At 41.7% G+C, this 24,235-nt stretch carries 16 protein-coding genes; 15 read left to right on the top strand and 1 reads right to left on the bottom strand.

Features of this window, described 5'->3' with window-relative positions:
• The first annotated feature begins 201 nt into the window (after positions 1–201).
• From rny to ACFW0C_RS04305, 6 genes are all read left to right on the top strand, one after another.
• Positions 202–1,773: a ribonuclease Y gene (gene rny / locus ACFW0C_RS04330; protein WP_378105700.1), complete on the top strand. Its 1,572-nt coding sequence runs from the start codon at positions 202–204 to the stop codon at positions 1,771–1,773.
• A 286-nt stretch (positions 1,774–2,059) separates the two neighbouring features.
• Positions 2,060–3,259, top strand: a complete 1,200-nt coding sequence (locus tag ACFW0C_RS04325) for an ATP-binding protein (protein WP_378105698.1) — start codon at positions 2,060–2,062, stop codon at positions 3,257–3,259.
• Between the two features lie 30 nt (positions 3,260–3,289).
• Positions 3,290–4,846 (top strand): VWA-like domain-containing protein, encoded by a 1,557-nt coding sequence (locus ACFW0C_RS04320; protein ID WP_378105696.1) that lies wholly within the window; start codon positions 3,290–3,292, stop codon positions 4,844–4,846.
• Positions 4,847–4,855: 9 nt separating this feature from the next.
• Positions 4,856–5,305 (top strand): hypothetical protein, encoded by a 450-nt coding sequence (locus ACFW0C_RS04315; RefSeq protein ID WP_378105695.1) that lies wholly within the window; start codon positions 4,856–4,858, stop codon positions 5,303–5,305.
• A 136-nt stretch (positions 5,306–5,441) separates the two neighbouring features.
• Positions 5,442–7,157 carry a DUF2075 domain-containing protein gene (locus ACFW0C_RS04310; protein ID WP_378105693.1) on the top strand — a complete coding sequence of 572 codons (1,716 nt, stop codon included), beginning with the start codon at positions 5,442–5,444 and terminating at the stop codon, positions 7,155–7,157.
• Positions 7,147–7,473 carry a nucleotide pyrophosphohydrolase gene (locus ACFW0C_RS04305; RefSeq protein ID WP_378105692.1) on the top strand — a complete coding sequence of 109 codons (327 nt, stop codon included), beginning with the start codon at positions 7,147–7,149 and terminating at the stop codon, positions 7,471–7,473. Before ACFW0C_RS04310 ends, ACFW0C_RS04305 begins: the two co-directional genes overlap by 11 nt.
• A gap of 56 nt (positions 7,474–7,529) precedes the next feature.
• Here ACFW0C_RS04305 and ACFW0C_RS04300 read toward each other — a convergent pair whose 3' ends face one another.
• The gene (locus ACFW0C_RS04300) at positions 7,530–9,071 is read right to left on the bottom strand and encodes an Nramp family divalent metal transporter (protein WP_378105691.1); all 1,542 of its coding nucleotides are present in this window, start codon (positions 9,069–9,071) and stop codon (positions 7,530–7,532) included.
• Between the two features lie 307 nt (positions 9,072–9,378).
• Between ACFW0C_RS04300 and mutS the strand changes: the two genes are divergently transcribed.
• From mutS to pyk, 9 genes are all read left to right on the top strand, one after another.
• The gene (mutS, locus tag ACFW0C_RS04295) at positions 9,379–11,988 is read left to right on the top strand and encodes a DNA mismatch repair protein MutS (protein WP_378105690.1); all 2,610 of its coding nucleotides are present in this window, start codon (positions 9,379–9,381) and stop codon (positions 11,986–11,988) included.
• A gap of 12 nt (positions 11,989–12,000) precedes the next feature.
• Positions 12,001–14,064 (top strand): DNA mismatch repair endonuclease MutL, encoded by a 2,064-nt coding sequence (gene mutL / locus ACFW0C_RS04290; protein ID WP_378105688.1) that lies wholly within the window; start codon positions 12,001–12,003, stop codon positions 14,062–14,064.
• A 240-nt stretch (positions 14,065–14,304) separates the two neighbouring features.
• On the top strand, positions 14,305–14,745 hold the full coding sequence (msrB, locus tag ACFW0C_RS04285) for a peptide-methionine (R)-S-oxide reductase MsrB (protein WP_378105686.1): 441 nt from the start codon (positions 14,305–14,307) through the stop codon (positions 14,743–14,745).
• 4 nt (positions 14,746–14,749) lie between these two features.
• Entirely contained in the window at positions 14,750–15,382 is a 633-nt protein-coding gene (gene ruvA, locus ACFW0C_RS04280) for a Holliday junction branch migration protein RuvA (protein WP_378105684.1), read from the top strand.
• 37 nt (positions 15,383–15,419) lie between these two features.
• A complete protein-coding gene (gene ruvB / locus ACFW0C_RS04275; RefSeq protein WP_378105682.1) occupies positions 15,420–16,481 on the top strand; it encodes a Holliday junction branch migration DNA helicase RuvB in 1,062 nt (353 codons plus the stop codon).
• Complete coding sequence (queA, locus tag ACFW0C_RS04270) at positions 16,482–17,606, top strand: tRNA preQ1(34) S-adenosylmethionine ribosyltransferase-isomerase QueA (RefSeq protein WP_378105680.1); 1,125 nt, start codon at positions 16,482–16,484, stop codon at positions 17,604–17,606.
• 42 nt (positions 17,607–17,648) lie between these two features.
• The gene (locus ACFW0C_RS04265; protein ID WP_378105678.1) at positions 17,649–21,137 is read left to right on the top strand and encodes a DNA polymerase III subunit alpha; all 3,489 of its coding nucleotides are present in this window, start codon (positions 17,649–17,651) and stop codon (positions 21,135–21,137) included.
• Between the two features lie 102 nt (positions 21,138–21,239).
• Positions 21,240–22,211 carry a 6-phosphofructokinase gene (gene pfkA, locus ACFW0C_RS04260; RefSeq protein ID WP_378105675.1) on the top strand — a complete coding sequence of 324 codons (972 nt, stop codon included), beginning with the start codon at positions 21,240–21,242 and terminating at the stop codon, positions 22,209–22,211.
• A gap of 30 nt (positions 22,212–22,241) precedes the next feature.
• Positions 22,242–24,008: a pyruvate kinase gene (gene pyk, locus ACFW0C_RS04255; protein WP_378105673.1), complete on the top strand. Its 1,767-nt coding sequence runs from the start codon at positions 22,242–22,244 to the stop codon at positions 24,006–24,008.
• Positions 24,009–24,235: the final 227 nt, after the last annotated feature.

Below are 24,235 nucleotides of genomic sequence, written 5' to 3'. Positions count from 1 at the left end.
ATGCCTTTCCCATTGAACCACTATGGGAAAGGCATTTTTTGCCATCTTTTTTGAAAAGGCTATCATGCTTTTGATTGCCGACTTGATTGACATTCATTCCACTTAAATATAAAATGAACTTATGTGCATGTAATGCATGTTTTATAATATCTTAATATTTACGAAAAAAGAACACAATTAAATAGATACGGAGGTGAAACTATGGGATTTACTGAAATTGCCTTCGCTATCATTGCTTTAATTGTTGGTCTATTGGGTGGCGTTTATGTAGGTAAGAAGTCTTTATTACAAGAACAAGAACGTGAAAAAGATGAAGCACACATAACCGCACAAGGAATCATTGAAAATGCTAAACGTAGCGCAGAATCTGAGCGGAAAGAAATTATCTTAAACGCAAAAGAAGAATTGCAGCGGTATAGAAATGAAGTAGATAGTGAAGTTAGAGATCGCCGTAGTGAAGTTAAGAAACAAGAAGACCGTTTAAACCAAAAAGAAGAAAAATTGGATAGACGTGATGCATCTATTTCTGACAAAGAAAATAAATTAAGTAATGAAGAACAGTCTTTACGTGACCGTAAGAAAAAGGTTGCGGAGACTGAAAAAGCAGCAGACGCATTAATTGAAAAACGAAATGAAGTTTTAGTTAGTGTGGCAGCTATGTCTCGTGAAGATGCCAAAAATTTATTACTAAAAGAGATGGAAGATACATTAGCCCATGAGAAAGCCTTATTAATCAAGAAGGCAGAGCAAGAAGCTAATGACACGGCAGATCGAGTTGCAAAACAAATTGTACTTCAAGCTATTGAACGCTCTGGAGCGGATACAGTTACAGAATCTACAGTTACAGTTGTTCACTTACCAAATGATGATATGAAAGGACGTATCATTGGTAAAGAAGGACGAAACATCAAGACATTAGAATCCTTAACCGGAATTGACTTGATTGTGGATGATACACCTGAAGCTGTAGTATTAAGTGGATTTGATCCAATACGTCGTGAAATTGCAAAAATCGCTTTAGATAAATTGATTGGAGATGGACGAATCCATCCAGCCAAAATTGAAGAGGCAGTTGAAAAAGCTCGTAAACAAATGGATAGTAAAATAAGAGAAATCGGTGAAGAAACGATTTTTGATTTAGGTATTCATTCTCTTCACCCTGACTTAGTGAAAACTTTGGGTCGCTTATACTACCGAACAAGTTACGGCCAAAATGTTTTGAATCACAGCATTGAAGTTGCTAAATTAGCTGGTGTGATGGCAGCAGAACTTGGAGAAGACGTACAGTTAGCTAAACGCGCCGGTCTAATGCATGATATCGGTAAAGCCGTTGATCATGAAGTAGAAGGGTCTCACGTACAAATTGGTACGGAATTTGCTATCAAATACCAAGAACCTGAAACTGTTATTAACGCCATTGCTAGCCATCATGGTGACGTTGAAGCAACAAGTGTTATCGCTAGCTTAGTTGCCATTGCCGATGCCCTTTCGTCAGCTCGGCCAGGTGCACGCAGTGAATCATTAGAAAACTACATCCAACGATTACGTAGCCTTGAAGCTATTGCCAAAGATTATGACGGCGTTCATAATGCCTACGCAATTCAAGCCGGACGAGAAATCCGTGTAATGGTTAAACCAGATGAAGTAGATGATTTAAAAGCAATTGAATTAGCACATGACATTTCAAAACGCATTGAAAATGAACTGGATTACCCAGGACAAATTAAAGTAATCGTGATACGCGAAAAAAGAGCGGTTGATTACGCAAAATAGTTTATCAAAGGAGCATGCAAATGCTCCTTTTTAGTTGGTCAATTTTTTTCGGTAATGGCCAATAAAACTAAGTATATTAAGGATAAATCTACTAGAAAAATTATCTTTTAACAGTTTCTGACAATAAAATAAGATTCTTTGAAAAGGACTATAATACAGTTTTTTTGAATACAATCATGTATTTATAAAGATTACAATAGATAAAAATATTTGGAAATAGGTAGATTTACCAGCGGAATCTCGTATAATGAAAAGAAACGATGAATACAGAAGGTGTGAACAGATTATGACAGATAGAGTTGCTGGTTTACCTTATACTGCTGTATATAAGGGGCTAAATTTAATCCTGCAGCAAGATACGGATATTGTGCCAAACATTGTCGGCCACGGTGGAATTGGGAAGTCCCAAATGGTGCGTGACTTAGCCAAACATAACGGTTTTGGTTACTTTGAAATTACCTGTTCATTACTGCAACCAGGTGATATGACCATGCCAGTTCCTAAAGAAGACCATATCCAGTACTATTTAAATCCCCAAATTCAAGGAGCCATTACAGAAGCAGAAGCTAATCCTGACCGCAAAGTCATTCTTTTTTTGGATGAATTTAACCGGCCAATCGCCATGGTGCAAGGGGAATTGATGAACCTGGTCTTACAACGTAACTTGATGGGCCATGCCTTACCGGACAATGTGGTGATTATTACCGCAGAAAACCCGTCTAGTGATGTGGAAGGTTTTGAGAACACTTCATATGCTACAAACGCCCGTGACATGGCTATTAACGACCGGACCATGCGGATTCGAATGGGTGCCAACTTAGAAGATTGGCTTACCTCTTTTGCCCAAAAGACACGCACAAGTAATCCAAGTCGGACCATGATTCATCCCTTGATCACTGAATTCTTGCAGGCTGATGGCCGTCAATATTTCATTGTCATTGATGAAACAAGGGATAAAAACCCAACGCCACGTGCCTATGAACGATTATCTAACCTCCTGTACGCTTTTGAAGATGCGGGTCATGATATTTATCACCTAACGGATGACTACCTTGAATTCTTGATTGAAGGAATCGAGGGGAATATTGGGGACGAAGCGGGTCAAGTTTTTGTGACTTTCTTGAGACAGCAACAAACAGATTTTATTAAACCAACAGAGATCATCCAAACGCAAGGCCCGGACTTAGACCAAGCCATCCTTGACCGCTACCAAGCGATGCCAATCGTGCGTCGTAAACGGGTAATTGAAGATTTAACGGATTATATCGTTAACCAACCGAATTTAATTGAAGACAAGCATCTAATCAGCCGTTATACAGATATTTTCGTCGCTTCTGAACCGGATGAAATTTATATTTTAATCAAACGAATGCATGAAGGGCCGGATGATTCGGCTATTGCGAACTTCTTCAAAGCTTTGAACCAAAATCCTGACTTTGTGGAGAAAACGTTTGACATCACTATGGCTGTGAACGCCAACCAATAGCCAATAATCAGGAAGAAAGGGGGTGCCTAAGTGAGTGAGCAGGCGTTATTTTCCACCTTTGAATTTGAAAATATCGAGTCGACCTTTCGCAAAATGACTATCGCTTATATAACCTTTCTAAACCATGGTCAATACGAGGACTATGAGAAATTTGCTGACGCCCAAAATCAACTGTTGGGGATTTTGACGGCCACCCTTATGAACAACCAAGACTCTCAAAAGGGGGCAAGAGATATACTTTTTGCGGGGATTCTCTTCCATACCGACCGGGAGATGAATGGATCACTAGCAAAGCCCATTACCATTGGTTTCCGGGGCTTAGACTTGGTCATGACCATTAATCCAATCCTATTCTACCTTTATTATGAAACGCCTGAGGGGATGCTAGCGGCCATTAGACAGATGTGTTACCACGTTTTATTTGGCCATATCGTTGAGTATGATTGGGCTTTTAAAGATGAGGAATCAGCTAAAGTCATGACTGTTGCTATGGAAGCTGAGGTCAACCAGTATGTGGATAACCTACCTGATACGGTAGTAACTTTGAAATGGGTCAAGCATATCACAGAAAATAGACACATTTTGCCTAAAGCAGGGACCTTGTACTATTATAATGAGTTAAAAGCGGTCAAAAACGACCCGAAAAAACAGGGGCACAACCAGACAGAATCGACCTTCAATAAGATGCTTGGGTCTGGGCAAATGGACGAATTATACAGCCAATTAGCCGGCAATTTCGATCCTAATAAGGCGGAAGAATTGCGGATTGACTCGGCCAAACAATTGAAAGAGGAAATGAAAAACAACCGGACCATGCAACCGATAACCCCAAACAGCCAGCACGCGGATCTATACCGGAAATTGATGAATGGGCTGATCAAAGATTCTTATAGTCAGATGACTGAAGAATTAAGGTTAAAATTATCCAGTGAAGTCAAGGTCCACATTGATCAAATCACCAAACAGCGGGCCTTAAACTGGCGGGATGTGATTAAACGAGGCATGGGGACGTCATTAGTGCCTTATAAAATGTCTAAAAACCGGATGAACCGCCGGCAACCGCACCGGATAGATTTACCAGGCCGTATTTTAGATACAGCCAGCCGCTTGGTGGCCTTCTTTGATACCTCAGCCTCACAAAATGAGGAGGCTTTAGCTTATTCCTTAGGTGAATTGGCCAATATTCAAAAGACCTTGCATGCAGAAGTGTGGGTTGTTCATGTGGATACGACAGTCCAATACGCGAAACCCTTATCCTTCCAGTCTTTGAAAGATATGGCATTTGCGGGTCGCGGGGGGACTTCTTTCGCACCGGCCTACCAGTGGCTACATGAACAAGGATTCACCGATGAAAATACGGTAGCTGCTTATTTCACAGACGGCTATGGAGACGACGACTTTGAACGTTATGGTTTTACCAATATGTATTGGGTACTGACTGAAACAGAAGTGGGCGATCCCTCGCCTCTTTCTACAGATGGTGGCGGAAAAGTTTTATATCTGAAAGCGGACGAGCGATATAACCGACATATCTTGCATCACCATAATAACGCCCCAATCAGTTACCAAGACAGTGACCATATCTAGGAGGTTCAAATGGATACCATCAAAATCAAGAAAGCCTTGGTAAAGGCGCAAATGGGTGACTACGCCCCAATGGTAAAAGATATTCCCTATGCCACCTTTAAACAACTGAATATTCCCTTTCAATTTAATTTCAAACAAATTGACGAAGAAATCGCCGCTTATATTGTAGCCAATGGCTATTTAGACATGTTTCCAAGTCAGATGAACCAGTTAAACCTCTTGCAAAAGGGCAACCATTTTAGAATGGAAACAGGCATTTCAAGTGACAAGGATGACCAATTTCTCGCTAATGCTTGGGCAAAATACGAAACCATCAAACGGGCTGACTTAGCCAATACAGCTAAAGAATCCATGATCAGCCGCACGGGTAGCCAAATATCCATGTGGGATAAATTAATCGGCCAAGATATACCAGGATTAAAAAACCAGCAAGAAGCATTAATAGCGGAATTTGCATGAATACTCGTTTAAAAAATGCTAACGAAGATAAAAGCTGACTAAGTCATGTCAAATTGGATGTGCACTTTGTCAGCTTTTCTGTCTATTATTTTGGGTTGCATTTCAATTTACCTTGGCGCATGATGGAGGTAAGAATATGATGAGTGAGGGGAAGCAGATGGAGAAGCAAGACAGCTTAAAACCGATTGTTTTCGAGCGTCAAAAGTTTGATCTCGATGACATCCGGGAGATGCATACCTTATATATTGAAGATTACCCAATTGTCTATATCCTGCATGAAAATAAAGAGACGAATTCTCGGCCTAAAGCCTATATCGGCCAAACAGTTCATGTCCACAACCGGATGCGGGACCATTTAAAAAATAAGGCACGAAAAGACTTAACAGACGCTCTGTTTATTGGCCACCAGGCCTTTAACCAGTCGGCGACCTTTAATATTGAAACTAATTTAATTAACTATTTTATTGCGGACAACCAATTTTCCTTGCAAAATGTGAGTCAGACAGCCAACTTGTCTATGCATAACTATTTTCAAAAGTCCTTATATGACGATGACCTATTTGAAGATATCTGGGAATCTTTACGACGTGAGGGTTTGGCTAAGGAGACAACTGATAACCTTAAAAATCGAGATATCTATAAATTATCACCCTTTAAAACCTTGTCTGAACCACAGCGTGCTTTAAAAGAGAATATCCTCGATTATTGCAAGCGGGTGATGCAAGCTATTCACCAAGAAAAAGCCGTCAAAAAGAAGGTCTATGTTATTCACGGTGAAGCTGGAACGGGTAAGAGTGTCATTTTGTCATCCCTATTCAATACCTTGCAAGAAGAGGCTCGGCAAAGTCATTCCGTATTGGCGGGGACTAAAAACTTCTTATTGGTTAACCATTCGGAAATGTTGAAAACTTACCAGCAAATCTCGAAATCACTGCCTTATCTAAAGAAGAAGGATTTCGATAAACCGACGCCCTTTATCAATAATCAAAAAATCAAGCAAGCGGATATTGTCTTGATTGATGAAGGTCATTTGTTGTTGAGCCAGCCAGATGCCTATAACAATTTTCGCGGGGAAAACCAATTAGATGCCATCATGGACAAGGCCAAGATTGCAGTGCTAATTTTTGATGAAAAGCAATATTTGAAGGTCAAGAGTAAGTGGCAATCGGAAGATTTAAAGACGATTTTGAAGAAATACGACGCCGACGAATTCCATCTGACCGACCAATTCCGTATGAACGCCTCACCAGCAATCATGAATTGGGTGAATGATTTTGTTGGGCAAAAAGTGACGCCACTTCCGCCTTCTGACGACCACTTTGAATTCAAGGTCTTCAACGATCCAACTGCCTTCAAAGATTATATCTATCAAAAGAATGCGGATAAGGGACTGTCACGAATTGTGTCCACCTTTGATTTCGCCCATAAGAAGAATGGCGACGTCTACCTAGTGGACGAAGCCGGCATCAACCTACCCTGGAATACTACCGATAGTAAGGTGACCTGGTCAGAGCGGCCAGAAACCATCAATGAAGTCGGATCCATTTACACTGTCCAGGGCTTTGATTTAAACTATGTGGGGATTGTCCTTGGACCGTCGATTGATTACGATTTTGAGACCGAAAGATTAACCATCGATCCAAGCAAGTATCAAGATACGGGTGGTTACAGCGGTGCGAATCGTTTTGCCAGTCACAAGGAGGCAATGGCTGCTAAAGAGCAAATCATCTTGAATTCAATCAACGTCCTGATGAAGCGGGGAATATACGGCTTAGCCATCTATGCGGTTAATGACAATTTGAAGCGGAAATTACAGGACATGAGAGTGGAGGCAATGAAGAATGGCATCTAGTATGGATAAGGTCAATCAATTCCGGGATGACCGGAACTGGCGACAATTTCACAATGAGAAGGATTTAGCCCTTTCAATCACCTTGGAAGCGTCGGAATTACTGGAAATCTTCCAGTGGAAAACGGCAGCCGAGGGTGTTGAGGATTTGGACGCTATTAAAGACGAGTTAGCGGATGTGCTGATTTATGCTTATATGTTGGCCGATAATTTAAATTTGGATATCGATGACATTATCGAACGAAAGCTGATTAAAAACAATGAGAAATACCCGGTTGAAAAAAGCCGTGACAACAACAGTAAATATACAGAACTGTAAGCAAAATCGCGACCAGCATCATTCAAGACTGGCCGCGATTTTATTTATATAAGTGTTTATTTTGCAAAGGACTTATTGCCTTTATATAAAGTAATGATAGTCCAAACGAGTAAGGATAGGATAAAGATCATAGTTAAAATAACTAGGACATGGGCTAGGGAAATTTGCCCAGCTGTCGGGTTGTCACCGAAGAAGGACAAGATTTCATCCGGTAAACCAAGCATGTTTAAAACAGTTAAAACAATGACAGATAGCCAACCCAAAACTTTGACAATAAGGGTATTTTTAAAGCGGTGACCCATATCTTTTTCAGAGTCGGTAATCATGAGTAAAGGAATGATTGAAAATGGTAGGGCAAGGGCTAAGAAGACTTGGGAATTGTTCATCAAGTTATTCAAGGCGATATGCTCTTCGACAGTCCCTTTTTGGCTGGTATAGATGACACTTAGGACGACTGGGATAATGGCGATTAAACGAGTCATTAACCGACGGGCCCAAAGTGGCAATTTCATTTCAATAAAACCTTCCATAATCACTTGGCCGGTTAGGGTGCCAGTAATGGTTGAATTTTGACCAGAAGCAAGTAGGGCGACGGCAAATAATGTGGCTAATACGCCTTTTGATGCTAAATCTGCTAAGACAGAATTGGCCATAAAGTTTGGATTAGACAAGGCTTCATATAAACCAAAAAATGACGGGTCTTGAACGACGCCAGTTTTGAACACAGCAGCCCCCATGACAAGTAATAAGGCATTAACGACAAAGGCGAGCCCTAATTGAATGTTAGAGTCCCACATGGTAAAACGTACTGCAGCCGCCACTTGGTCTTGGTTAGCGTGGTCTATTTTCCGACTTTGTGAGATAGCGGAATGCAGGTACAAGTTGTGGGGCATGACTGTCGCACCAATAATGCCTAGTGAACCGGCTAAGGGAGTCATCCCGTTCACTGCTGGACTGGTTTGGAGGACATCGCTGGTTGGTACAAAGGATGCGATAATGGCTGACCAAGTGGGATTTGATAAGGCCACTTGGTAGACAAATACGAATAGGATAACAAAAATTAAACAAACGACAATGGCTTCAATCTTCCGAAATCCGATACGAGCGAGTAATAATAGGAGCAGAACATCGAAGACCGTAATCAGAACAGCAATGAGTAAAGGTATATTGAATAGGAGGTACAAGGCAATGGCAGCCCCAATAACTTCTGCAATATCAGTTGCCATAATCGCCAATTCAGTAATGATCCATAAGATAAAAGCTAGTTTCTTACCGGTCCGTAAGCGGATGGCTTGGGCCAAATCTTCTTGGGTGACAATCCCTAGTTTGGCTGCCATATATTGGAGTAGCATGGCCACAAGCGATGATGCTAAAATCACAGGCATCAGCTTGTATTGGAAATTTTGCCCGCCAGTAATGGAAGTTGACCAGTTACCTGGATCCATATAACCGACGGCAACTAAAGCACCTGGTCCGGAATAGGCTAATAGTGTTCGCCAAAATCCTTTACCGGTTGGGACTTCAACTGTTCCATTTATTTCACTTAATGAAAGATCGCTAATTTTTCTTTTATGCTCTATACTCGATTCTTCTGTCATGGGCTACCGTCTCCTTTGGAAATTTCTTTTGCAAATAGAGTATACGCCTATAAAAGGTAAAGGTAAATATAAAAATAAGGGAAACCTAAAACAAATACATAAGAAAGCCACAAATGGTTCGGTGATGACTTGGTTAGCTAAACTTTCTTGGCCTATATAGACAAAGGCCAGACTCGTACAAGACATTAGATTTGTGGTAAAATGACAGAGATTAGGAAAAGTGAAGGGGAGACCTTTTTGTCATGCCCTTATACATAAAATAGATGAAAAAAGAAAATGTAAAAAAGATGAAGTGAGTGAATCTAAGATGCCTCAAAAAACCAAACAAACGCCTATGATGGAACAATATAATGAAATGAAGGGCCAATATCCGGATGCCTTCCTGTTTTTTCGTCTAGGTGACTTTTATGAAATGTTTAATGATGATGCCTTAAAAGCGGCTCAAATTTTAGAAATTACCTTAACCTCGCGCAATAAAAATGCGGAAGATCCAATCCCTATGTGTGGGATTCCTTACCATTCAGCCAGCGAATATATTAAGACCTTGGTCAGCCAAGGCCATAAGGTAGCGATTGCTGAACAATTGGAAGACCCCAAATTAACCAAGGGGATGGTCAAACGTGGTGTTGTGAAAGTCTTGACACCAGGGACCTATATGAATGACAGTATTGGCATAGTTGAAAACAATTACCTTTCTGCCCTAGATTACGTTAACGGCCAATACGTTTTAGCCTTTTCAGATGTGGGTACTGGGGAATTAAAAGTGACCACGCTTGACGACTTTAATGCTGTTTTGACAGAATTCGCCCAATTACAATCAAAAGAATTGGTTGTTTCCCAAGCTGTACCAAAAGACCAGGTAGTAGAATTACAACACCTACAAACCTTCACCTTATCACCTTTTGAGTTAACAGCTGAAGCAGGGGCGACAACAAGAGAAATTTACAAGCAAATCCTAGCCGACATTTCGGATGACCTGGAATTGAATGGCCTCTTATTATTATTGACTTATATAAATTCTATGTCCCACCAAGCAATTGACCATTGGCAGGGGGCAACCCACTATGAAGTAGCGCATTACCTCCATATGGACTACTATGCCAAAAGTAATTTGGAATTAACCGAATCAGTTAGAACCAAGAAACGGCAAGGGTCCTTGTTAGCTTTCTTAAATAAAACAGAAACGGCTATGGGCTTTCGCTTACTAAAAAATTGGTTGGATAGACCACTGATATCCCTGCCGGCAATTGAACGGCGTCAAGCTCAAATTGAAGATTTGATCGAACATTATTTCCAACGACTTGAAATTAAAGACCTATTACACGGGGTGTATGACTTAGAGCGGTTAGTGGCAAAAGTAGCTATTGGGAACGTTAACCCTAAAGAATTATTACAATTAAACCAGTCACTAAGTCGGGTCCCAGGAATTATTGACACCGTTGACCAAATCGCAGCGGATAACGAAGATGACAGTGTCTGGGCCAATATCCAAGGGCAAATCACAGCCTTACCAGCATTAACCGATACGATTGCAGCAGCCATCAAGGAAGATGCACCGGCGACCTTAAAAGACGGGAATGTCATTGCGGATGGCTTTAACCCGCAACTGGACGAATACCGGGATGCCATGCGTAATGGCCAACAGTGGATTGCTCAATTGCAGGCAGATGAACGGGCCAAAACGGGCATTAAATCCCTTAAAGTTGGCTATAATAAGGTCTTTGGTTACTATATCGAAGTGACAAAAGCCAACTTGCATTTACTTGAAGAAGGTCGTTATGACCGCAAGCAGACCTTGACCAATGCTGAACGTTTCATTACACCTGAACTAAAAGAAGTAGAAGCAAAAATTCTTGAAGCGGAAGAACAGTCACAAGTCCTTGAACACCAAATCTTCCAAGCCGTTCGGGAAGAAGTGAAATGTCATCAAGCGACTTTGCAGGCGATTGCGAGTACAGTAGCTACTATTGATGTGCTTCAGTCTCTAGCGGAAATTTCTGAAACCCACCAATACGTGAAACCACAATTTATGACCGACAAACGTGACTTGTACTTGAAAGAATCAAGGCACCCGGTTGTTGAAGGGGTCATTGGCCAAGATCGATTTGTGCCCAATGATATCGTGATGGATCCTGAAACAAGCATTTTGATGATTACAGGGCCAAATATGTCCGGTAAATCAACTTATATGCGGCAATTAGGATTGATTGTCATTTTGGCCCAAATGGGGTCTTTTGTACCAGCTAAAGAAGCCCGTTTACCGATTTTTGATAAGATTTTCACCCGAATTGGGGCGGCAGATGATCTTTTAGCGGGTCAGTCGACTTTCATGGTGGAAATGATGGAAGCCAATCAAGCCTTGCAGCACGCCACCGATAATTCCTTATTATTATTTGATGAATTGGGACGCGGAACGTCTACTTATGACGGAATAGCCTTGGCCCAAGCCATCTTGGTCTATATCCATGACCATTTCGATGCGAAAGTCCTTTTTTCAACGCATTACCACGAACTTACAGCCTTAGATGAAAGCTTACCGCGCCTAGCCAACATTCATGTTGGGGCCAGTGAAGAGGACGGGGAATTGGTCTTCTTGCATAAGGTATTTAACGGTGCAACGGACAAGTCTTATGGGATTCATGTAGCCAAATTGGCCGGTATGCCGGGTGAATTATTGCAGAACGCCCAGATGGTCTTGCAAGAACTTGAAGCCAACAATTTAAATGAAGTTAATAAGGACCAACAGCTGTCATTATTTGATGTGGTCCAAGAAGAAACGCCAACGAAACCGGTAGATAATAGGCCAGTGGATGCAGGCACTCAAGCAGTGATAGCCCAATTGAAGGCTGAAGATATTTATAACTTAACACCGATTCAGGCCTTAAACTTCTTAGCAGAATTAAAGAGCCAATTATAAAGGATGATGTAAATGGCGATACAAGAATTACCCATTCAAGTAGCCAACCAGATTGCAGCGGGGGAAGTGGTTGAACGTCCAGCCTCAGTTGTCAAGGAACTTGTGGAGAACGCGATAGATGCAGGCGCCAGTGAAATTGCGATTTACCTAAAAGAAGCCGGATTACGGTCTATTCAAGTGATTGATAATGGAAAAGGGATTGCAGCAGACCAAGTTGGCCTAGCCTTTAAACGACATGCAACCTCAAAAATATATAGCTCAAGTGACCTGTTTAGAATACGGACACTGGGATTTAGGGGGGAGGCTTTGCCGTCAATCGCCTCAGTTTCAGAAGTGACCATGAACACCTCGGATGGGGAATCTTCAAGTGAAATCTACATTAAAGATGGGGAAATCGTTGACCAGAAGTCATCTGCTTTAAGACGGGGGACGTCTGTATTGGTAGAGAACCTCTTCTACAATACGCCAGCTCGATTGAAATACTTGAAGAGTTTGCAAACAGAATTAGCCCATATCACAGATATCATTAACCGTGAGGCCCTTGGACATCCAGACATTCGCTTTAACTATACCCATGACGGGAAAACCTTATTGTCAACAAATGGTAAGGGACGGGTCAATGAAGTCTTAGCAGCTATTTACGGCTTTAGACAGGCAAAAGATATGATGTCTATTGAAGGGGAGAACTTAGACTTCCACATTTCAGGCTACGTGTCCTTACCAGCTGTGACTAGAGCCAGCAAGTCTTATATGTCCTTATTTGTAAATGGTCGTTTTATCAAAAACTATAAATTGAACCAGGCCATTTTAAAGGGTTATGGATCTAAATTAATGGTCGGACGTTACCCAATTGCAGTCATTTATATTGAACTTGACCCGCAATTGATCGATGTGAACGTACACCCAACCAAACAAGAGGTCCGTATTTCTAAAGAAGATGACCTCTATGATATGATCAAAACCGCCATTATTGATGCCCTCGCCCCTGTACAACGGATTCCGGATGTATACGCAGACGGTGAAGGGGACGATGGCCAATCAGTTAATAACAGCGATTCATTTGCTTCACCATCTTCTGGGCAAAGTAATTACCGCCCTCTAAGCCAGCCAACTACTTACCTTGGCGAGCAAGCCAGTTTAGACTTCTCGGCCAGTCAAAGCAGACGTGGCAGTAACAACCAGCAAGATGCCAATAACCCTTTTTCAGCTAATGGTTTCTCAAATATTTTCGATGAAGATGTTCATGAAGAGGTCAAACAATCTGTCCAAGTGCCGACTTACTTGCGGGATGAAGCCCAGGTGGTTCAAGCAGAGAGCCTTGAAAATGAGGCGGATCATTCAGATGAGGTGTCAGTACCCTATTTGGATACGGAACAAGAAGTGGACTTGCCAAAATCCCACAATAAACCCGTCTGGCAAACCGTTAACCAAGTTCGGGCGCTTGACCAGGCTATCGTAGACCGGAATATGTCCTTTCCAGAGTTGACTTATGTGGGGCAAATGCAAGGAACTTATTTGGTGGCTGAAAATGAGACGGGTATGTATTTGGTGGACCAACATGCGGCCCAGGAGCGAATTAAGTACGAATACTACCGGGATACCATTGTAGAATTTGGAACGGCAATGCAGAGTTTACTATTACCGATTGTCTTTGATTTCTCAAATTCAGAGGCTCAAGAGATTGACCAAATCCGGCCAAAATTGCTAGAAATGGGGATTGATTTAGAACCCTTTGGCCCAAATGCCTTCCAGTTACAGCAGCACCCAATTTGGATGGGTAAGAAGAATATCCAAAAAATTGTGGAAGATTTGATCGCCTTAATTTTAGAAGATCCTAAAGCGACGGTAGGTAATTACCGGGAAGCAACGGCTATCATGATGTCTTGTAAACGGTCGATTAAAGCCAACCATTATTTAGACGACATGCAGGCGAAACAACTGCTGCATGACCTGGCTTATACCAAAAATCCTTATAACTGCCCGCATGGTCGACCAGTGTTGGTTCATTTTTCAAATTATGAAATTGAGCGGATGTTCAAGCGAATTCAAGATCCGCACGAGTCACCGCAATTGTAGAGCAATTAAAACTGTGATCTAGATTTTCGTGTATATGCGGAATTTGTGCTAGAATGTAATCAACGAAAAGAGAGGTGCGACAAAAGTCGTTAAGACTTAATGTGCTGGACCAAAAGCTGAATAATTACTGCCAAGTAATTGGCGCATTTTGGTCTAGTATCGGAAGAGTTTGACTTTTGGAGACCGATATGACGACACCTGTTTTTCGGGTGGTCGAACGAGAAAAAAAGGAGTTTCATTATGACAAAAGACTACAATAAAGAAGAACGTTTGAAAGAGCTATCTGAATTAGAATATGAAGTAACACAAAACGCGGGTACTGAACGCCCATTTACTGGTCAATATGATGACTTCTACGAGCAAGGTATTTACGTTGATATCGTGAGTGGTAAGCCATTATTTGTATCTACTGATAAATTTGATGCCGGTTGTGGTTGGCCATCATTTTCAAAACCAATTTTGGAAGACGAAATTGAAGAGTTAGATGACTCTTCATATGGTATGAAACGTATTGAAGTCCGTTCAAAAAACGCAGATACCCACTTAGGTCACGTATTTAATGATGGCCCAGCTGAATTAGGTGGCTTGCGTTACTGTATCAACTCAGCTTCACTTCGTTTCGTATCGCTAGAAGATATGGACAAAGAAGGCTACGGCGACTTGAAAGAATTAGTGAAGTAAGACCATGTACGAATTTATGATAGGTCAGGTTGAAAGTGTCTACCCAGATGCTGTCATACTTGAAACGGGGGGGATTGGCTACTATGTTTATATGGCCAATCCTTATCGTTTTACAGACAAAATCGGGCAAGACCAACCAGTGAAAATGTGGTTGTACCAATCTGTTTCAGAGAATGACATCCGTTTATATGGCTTTAAATCACAAGAAGAGAAGATTATCTTCCTACAGTTGATTTCGGTTTCTGGTATTGGCCCTAAATCTGCCTTATCCATTCTATCATTAGACGATAACGCCGGTTTAGTCGCAGCCATCCAGGCAGAAGACAATGCCTTTTTAATGAAGTTTCCAGGTGTTGGCAAAAAGACAGCGGGACAGATTGTGCTGGATTTGAAAGAAAAATTACCAAAAGTTTTAGCTGAGTCTTCATCTTCTGCACTATTCAAGCAAGAAAGCTTAGATATTCAAGGACCAGACCAAGTCAACCTACCATTCATGCATGAACTTGAAGAGGCCATGGCTAGTCTTGGCTACAGCCAAAGAGAAATCAATCGCGTAGTAAAAAATGCTGACTTCTCCGATGTAACCACTACAGCAGAAGCTATACGCATCGCCTTGAAATTTATCACAAAACGTTAATGAACGTTAATATAGGAAAAGAAGGGAGGCAGTCGCTATGGATATTGATCATCATGAAGATTTTGACCAAGAAGATTTAGATGTTGAAATCGTCTACAACGGCCAAATACACTCACCCCATGCACAAGCAGATGAAGTCCAGGAATTATCCTTACGACCTAAGTTTTTACGGGAATATATTGGTCAAGCTGAGTTAAAAGAAGAGTTAGCGATTTATATACAAGCAGCCGAAAATCGTGATGAAGCGCTTGACCATGTCCTCCTTTATGGACCACCAGGTTTAGGGAAAACTACCCTGGCGAATATTATCGCCAATGAAATGGGGGTTAATATTCAAACCACTTCTGGACCAGCCATTGAAAAAACCGGAGACTTACTAGTCTTGTTAAATGAGCTGTCAGCAGGAGATGTCTTGTTTATTGATGAAATTCATCGCCTACCCCGTGTGGTAGAAGAAATGTTGTATTCCGCTATGGAAGACTACCAAGTAGATATTATTGTTGGACAAGATGAAGGGGCCCACCCTGTACATTTTCCGCTGCCACCTTTTACCTTAATTGGGGCAACAACTAGACCAGGTGCCTTGTCGTCACCATTAAGACACCGGTTTGGGATTGTCCAACATTTACGCTACTATACAGTGGATGAATTAGCGACCATTGTTGAACGGACAGCTCGTTTATTTGAAGTGCCAATTAAAGATCAAGCAGCGAAAGAAATTGGGATGCGGTCACGAGGGACACCTCGTATCGCCAACCGATTATTAAAGCGGGTCCGTGATTTTGCTCAAGTTTATCACGAAGATGGTTTAATTGACGATCCTATCACGGATAAGGCCTTATCTATTTTGAAAGTAGACCAAGCAGGTTTAGATGAAACCGACCGAAAAATTCTCGATGTGATTATTCGCTATTATGGTGGGGGACCTGTTGGTTTGTCGACCATAGCAGCGAATATCTCAGAGGAAACGACAACAATAGAAGATATGTACGAACCCTTCTTGATTCAAAATGGGTTTTTACAAAGAACGCCACGTGGTCGTCTAGCAACACCAAAGGCCTACGACCATCTAGGTATACCCTATGCGGAGGAATATTAAGTGACATTAACGACAAATGATTTTGATTTTGACTTACCAGAAGAATTGATTGCCCAAGTACCGATTCAAGACCGGTTGGCTAGTAAACTGTTGAAACTTGACGCCCAAACTGGGGGTTTCCAGGATGGCCATTTTCCAGATGTAGCTAGTGAACTTGAAGCGGGTGATGTCTTGGTATTGAATAATACCCGAGTATTACCAGCGCGTTTACAAGGAATTCGTCCTGATACGGGTGGACATATCGAAGTCTTACTATTAAATAATACGGAAGGCGACAAATGGGAAACCTTGGTTAAACCAGCTCGTCGTATTCGTGTGGGGACTGAGATTGTTTTTGGGGACGGTCAATTAGTGGCGGTTGTTACTGAAGTGCTTGACCATGGTGGTCGAATTGTGGAATTCAAATATAAGGGCATCTTTTTAGAAGTGCTTGAGGCTTTAGGTGAAATGCCATTGCCACCATATATCAAAGAGAAACTAGACAATCCTGACCGGTATCAAACCGTCTATGCCAAGGAAAATGGGTCAGCGGCGGCGCCAACAGCGGGTCTTCATTTTACAGAAGAATTTATGGCAGACTTAAAAGACCGGGGTGTTGAAATTGCCTACCTAACCTTACATGTTGGACTTGGGACCTTCCGGCCGGTATCTGTGGATGATATTGATGCCCACAAAATGCATTCGGAATTCTATCGCTTAGACCAAGAAAATGCGGCTAAAATTCGCCGAGCCCAAGAAGGTGCACACAAGGTGATTGCGGTTGGGACGACATCTATCCGGACCCTTGAAACAATCGGCACTAAATTCAAGGGGCAAGTCCAAGCTGATTCTGGTTGGACCGATATTTTTATCGCACCAGGCTATCAATTTAGCGTGGTTGAAGGTTTTATTACGAACTTCCACTTACCTAAATCGACTTTAATTATGTTGGTTTCTGCATTTGCCGGACGCGACCATGTCCTTGCGGCTTACCAGCATGCAGTTGAAGAAAAATACCGGTTCTTCTCCTTTGGGGATGCCATGTTCTTACGAGGACCCCAATACACTGATCCAGCGATCACTGCAGAAGATATTGAAGCGGCGAAACAACGAAATAGTCAGTTTTTCACTGAGGTAGACAAATAAATAGTGATTTTAAACAAACCATATGAATGAGGAGGTGACCAGATGTTTGTGCCATTACATGTAAATTCAGCTTATTCCCTATTAACCAGTCCCATGTCTGTTGAGGCATACGTACAAGCAGGGGCGACTGCAGGTTATACCCATTTAGGCTTGGCCGATGTCAATGTCATGTCAGGCAGCTTGGCATTCGTCCGTGCCTGTGAGCAAAATGGCATCACCCCTCTAATCGGGTTAACTGTCCAGTTTAATATTGACAATGTTAAAGAAGAATTGGTTGTTTACGCAAAAAACTACGAAGGCTATCAGCATCTGATGGCCCTTTCGTCGTCTTTAAAATTACAAGGAGAAGCCAATCGCCGGGCAATTTACCAAGAAATCACCATGCATGCGGATGATTATATTGTGATTTTTTCTGCTATGACCGGGCCACATATGCGTTACTTGAAACAAGGCGATGGGCAGGCAGACTACGACCAGTTAGAGAATGAGTTACTTTGGTGGCGACGCCATTTTTCAGATGACCAGTTATTTCTAGGTCTTTCAGCCTTGGAGAATGAACAATTCCATGCCAAAGCCATCATCGAATTGAGTGAGCAATCAGGTATTCCACTAGTCGCTATGCCACACATTCAATATGCCAATCCGGATGACTTCTTCACCCAACAAGTCCTTGAAGCCATTGACAATAATAAGCCAATAATAGGGATTGATGAGTTGAAGCAAGTGAAAGGGACTCATGCACTTAGAAATCCAGACCAATGGGCCAAGATGTACCAAGATCCAGATTCAATTTACAAAGACTCCTTGGACCGGTTACAGGCAGCAGTGAAGGGTATTGATATTGTATTTCCTCAAGTTGAAACCTTGCTGCCCAAATACCCGCTACCGAGTGAATACACGGATACACCGAAATACCTAAAAGACTTAGCGGAAGCAGGGTTAGTTAAGCGTGTGGCGAACATTACAGATGCCTACACCGACCGCTTGGCTTATGAATTGTCAGTCATCCATGATATGGGCTTTGACGATTATTTTTTAATCGTTTGGGATGTGATGAATTATGCCCACCAACACCATATTCAAACGGGTCCTGGACGTGGGTCGGCTGCCGGGGCCTTAGTGGCTTACGTCCTAGAAATAACAGATGTAAATCCGATTGCAAACGACTTACTATTTGAGCGGTTCTTGAATCCAGAACGGCAGAATATGCCAGACATTGACCTGGATTTCCCAGATAATAAACGGCAAGAAGTGCTCGACTATATCTACCGGAAATACGGGGACAACCATGTAGCACAAATTGCAACCTTTGGGACATTTGGTGCTCGGCAAGCCTTGCGAAATGTCGGTTCTGTTTTTGGGAAAGCGCAAGTGACATTGTCAGAATGGGCTAATACAGTAGGCAATAATCCTAATTTACCAGCTGAAACACTAACAGCAGTCTATGACCAGTCACAGAAATTACGGGAATTAATTGAAAACGAAGACCACGGGCAATTGTGGTTTGATACCGCCCGTAAACTAGAAGGGTTACCACGTCACGTCTCCACCCATGCGGCCGGTGTCGTGATTGCGGACCAACCTTTAACCTTGCATACACCGCTTCAAGCCTCATCCACCCATATTCCAAATACCCAATATACTATGGGGGATGTTGAGGCAGTGGGTCTACTGAAGGTCGACTTCCTGAGTCTATCCAACCTGACTATTTTGCATGACGGGTTAGCGGCCGTTGGTAAATTAACCAGTAGACCTGTCAAAGCCTTGGATATTCCATTAGATGATCCAAAGACTTATGAAATCTTCCAACATGCAGATACCAATGGCGTCTTCCAATTTGAATCGGACGGTATTAAGAATGTTTTGAAACAAGTAGCGCCTACATCCATTGAAGATGTGGTGGCTGTTAATGCCTTGTACCGACCAGGTCCAGTCCAACAAATTCCACATTTTGTGGCCAGAAAGCATGGACGTGAAGCTATTGCATACCCACACCCTGATTTAGCACCAATTTTAGCCCCTACATATGGAATTATGGTCTACCAAGAACAGGTAATGCAGGTTACCCAAAAAATCGCAGGCTTTAGCCTAGGTGAAGCGGATATCTTGCGTCGTGCCATCGGTAAAAAGAAACACGAAACCATTGAAAGAGTCCGCAAACAATTTATCAGCGGGGCTATTGAAAATGGCTACCAGGAAAGTGTCGCTGTGCAAATTTATGACTATATTGAAGCCTTCGCCAACTATGGTTTCAATAAATCGCATTCCTTTGCTTACTCATACTTGGCCTACCAGTTGGCTTGGATCAAGGCTAATTATCCAGTTGCTTTTTATTATGGCAACTTGAAACATACAAGGATATATGATAAAAAAGGGAAGAACTTGCTACTAGAAGCGAAAAACCACGGGGTTGAAGTGGTCAATCCAGATATTAATAGGTCATTTTATGGCTTGTCAGTTGTGGACAACCACCAATTACAACTCGGCTTAGGGGACATTCGAGGCATTCCTAAGCGGGCAGTTGAAGAAATGATTCAAGCTCGGGAAGCGGAAGGACCATTTAAGGACTTTACCGACTTTATCCACCGACTTGGAAAGCTCGCCCTCAAAGAAGACATCTTAGTCAAATTAGCCCAAGCAGGTGCATTGGATAGCTTTGGCTACAACCGACGTACCTTACAAGTGGAAGCTATCCCTAAGATGATTACCCACGAGCAACTCTTTAAAACAGACAATCAACACCAAGCATCACTACTTGGGGACGATGACTTGTCAGCCATGTTCGCACCGAAGATTATTGAAATCGATGAATTTGACCAACACCAATTAATTGAGAATGAAATTGAAACGCTGGGGCAAGCTTTATCGATTAACCTTTTTGAAGAATATGAAGGTTTCTATCAAACAGGGATTATTGATTACATTGAAAACCTCAAAGAAAATGACAAAGCCTTTTTCCTAGGGGAGGTAATGGCGGTGAAACGAATCACCACTAAGAAAAATCAACCCATGGCCTTTGTGACAATAGAGGACCAAACGGGGCAGATTTCTGTGACGGCCTTTCCGGAAGCTTATATCACTTTCGCCAAACATTTAAACCAGGGCAATGCCTTGTTGGTTTACGGAAAGACGCAAAAACGCAATGATGAGTTGCAAGTCCTCTTGACTAAGGCTTGGATGTTGGATGAAGACACAAGAGCTTATTTAAACAACTTGCAGCAAAAACAATCAGATGGGTCTGGTCAAGCAGGTCATAACGGCGGACAAAGTCAGCAAACAAACCAAAGTAAACAATCCAAGCAAGTCCCAGTTTGTTGGATTCGCGTTGAAAATAAGGCCAAGGCTAGTGCGCTGAAAGCTGGACTACTAGAAGTTATCGGCAAATATCCAGGCCAAACCAGGCTTCATTTTACCATTGTGGCGAGTCAAGAAAATTACTGGTTATCTGAAAAGTATGCGATCGAAGTAACGGATGAATCGGTTACAGAATTGATTGCTATCTATGGCGAAGAAAACGTGGTTGTTAAATAGCATAAAATACTTGTATATCTTTGCACAAATTAAGAAAACGTAAGACATTAGCTATGAAAAATGGTAGAATAACACTGTAAATAAATTAATTGAGGTGGAAAAATGGGAAAACGTATAGGAGTTTTAACTAGTGGTGGAGACGCCCCTGGTATGAACGCAGCTATTAGAGCAGTTGTCCGTAAAGCAATTCATGATGGTGATGAAGTATTCGGTATTCGCTACGGTTATCGTGGCTTAGCTGAAGGCGACATTTTCCAAATGACGGAACGCGATGTGAGTGATTTGACTGCTCGTGGAGGTACCATGCTTTATACTGCCCGTTATCCTGAATTTCAGGATGAAGAAGGCCGTAGACCAGCGATTGAACAATTAAAAAAACATGGCATTGACTCTTTGGTTGTAATCGGTGGGGACGGTTCATACCGAGGTGCAGCAGCATTAGCGGCAGAAGGTATTCAAACTGTCGGTATTCCTGGAACAATCGATAACGATATTCCTGGTACCCAGTACACAATCGGTTTCGATACCGCTTGTAACACTGCTTTAGAAGCTATCGATAAAATTCGTGACACAGCTACTAGTCATCTTCGTACATTTGTTATTGAAGTGATGGGGCGTAATGCAGGTGATATTGCCGTTTGGACTGGTATCGGTTCAGGGGCTGAACAAATCATTATTCCAGAAGCAGAATTTAATATGGATGATATTGTTGCAAACATCGAAGACGGTCGTCGTCGCGGTAAGAAACACTCTATTATTATCCTTGCTGAAGGTGTAATGGAGGGGCATGAATTTGCTGATAAACTTTACGAATATGATGACTATCATGCACGTGTTACCGTATTAGGTCACGTTCAACGTGGTGGAGCACCAACAGCTCGTGACCGTGTATTGGCAGCGCTATTCGGCTTCAATGCTGTGGAATTGTTACATAAAGGTGCCAGCGGTGTTTGTGTAGGTATTAGTGGTGAAAAGATTATCTCTACTGATATTAACGAAGCATTGCAATCGAAAGGTCACTCTCATACGTCTCAAGTAGACCTATACAATATCAACTCAGAAATTTCATTTTAATTTTTTCTAAGAAAGGATGCATTAATCATTATGGAAAAAAATACCAAGATTGTATGTACCATTGGACCCGCATCGGAGTCTGTAGACACTTTAGTTCAACTGATTGAATCAGGTATGAACGTTGCCCGTTTGAATTTCTCTCATGGAGATCACGACGAGCATTTAGCACGTATCAATAACATCCGCGAGGCTTCAGAAAAAACTGGTCGTCGCGTTGCAATCTTATTAGATACGAAAGGTCCTGAAATTCGTACAAACAACATGAAAGACCACAAACCTGTAACATTGGTTAAAGGTTCTGAAGTTCGCGTTTCAATGACAGAAGTTGAGGGTGACGAAACAAAATTCTCAATTACATACACTGAATTGATTAATGATGTAGAAAAAGGTTCTCATATCTTAATTGATGATGGTTTAATAGACTTATTAGTAACTGATATCGACACTGCAAACAACGAAATCGTTACTGAAGTACAAAACACTGGTGTCATCAAAGATAAAAAAGGTGTTAACGTACCGGGCGTTTCTGTTCAATTGCCAGGGATTACTGAAAAAGATGCAAATGATATCCGTTTCGGTCTAGAAAATGATATTGACTATATTGCAGCGTCTTTCGTACGTAAACCAGGTGATGTCTTAGAAATCCGTGAAATTCTAGAAGAAACTGGTAACGAATCAGTTCAAATCATCCCTAAAATTGAAAACCAAGAAGGTGTAGATAACTTAGACGATATCTTATCTGTATCTGATGGGTTAATGGTTGCTCGTGGTGACTTAGGGGTAGAAATCCCAGCTGAACAAGTACCAGTTGTACAAAAAGACATGATCCGTAAATGTAACTTGGCTGGTAAACCAGTTATTACAGCTACACAAATGTTAGATTCAATGCAATCTAACCCTCGTCCTACTCGTGCAGAAGCATCTGACGTTGCTAACGCAATCTTTGATGGTACTGACGCAATCATGCTTTCAGGTGAAACTGCTGCTGGTGACTATCCAGTAGAAGCAGTTCAAACAATGAACCGTATTGCCTTAGTAACTGAAGGACGTGAAGAAGCGAAAACTGACATTAGTTCATTGAAACCAAGTACAGAAGGCGACATGGCAGAAGCAATCAGTCAATCTGTTGCTTACACTGCTCGTAGCTTAAGCGTTTCAACAATCGTTGCAGCGACTGAATCTGGCCACACTGCGAAAATGATTTCTAAATACCGTCCAAGCGCTAAAATTATCGCTTTAACTTTCTCTGAAAGTCAAGCACGTAAATTAGTTCTAGCTTGGGGTGTAGAGCCATTTGTTGTGGAGAAACCAGCTTCAACTGACGAAATGATGTCATTAGCAGGTACTGTAGCGAAAGAATCTGGCTACGCTCACGACGGTGATACAATTATCATCTCTGCGGGTGTACCAGTTGGTGAAAAAGGTACTACTAACTTGATGAAAATCCAAGTTATTGGTGAAAAATTAGTATCAGGTTCTGGTATTGGTGAAAAATCTGTTGTTGGTCATGCAGTAGTTGTAGACAACGCAGCAGATGCAGTAGCTCACGTAAAAGCTAACTCTGTATTAGTTGTGAAATCAACTGACAACGACTATAATGAAGCAATTAAAAATGCTGCAGCGGTAGTTGTTGAAAAAGGTGGATTAACAAGCCATGCAGCAGTATTAGGTATAGAAAATGGTATTCCAGTTGTTGTAGGTGCAGAAAACGCAACTTCTTCAATTGAAAACGGCCAATTAGTAACAGTTGATGCTCGTCGTGGTATCGTTTATAACGGCGCAACTACAACTATCTAATCTTGCTTAACCTGAGTCACTAAAATCTATTATTCGGACATTTAAAAAGTGTTGACTGAGCTCTCTTCGCTCGGCCAGCACTTTTCTTTTTCCAAAAATGATACATTATATTAAATGTTTCGACGGAATCTTCATTATTTTCTAATTTTTGTACGAATATAATTGCCCCTATTGGAAATAAAGGCTAAAATGAATAAGAGAATTTGAAAAATTAGGAGGAAACAGTA

Source organism: Aerococcus sp. NPDC058936, assembly GCF_042741995.1.
In the GTDB taxonomy this organism is placed as follows: Bacteria; Bacillota; Bacilli; order Lactobacillales; family Aerococcaceae; genus Aerococcus.
Note: the sequence above shows the minus strand (reverse complement) of the source record. Positions and strands in the feature narration are given on the sequence as shown.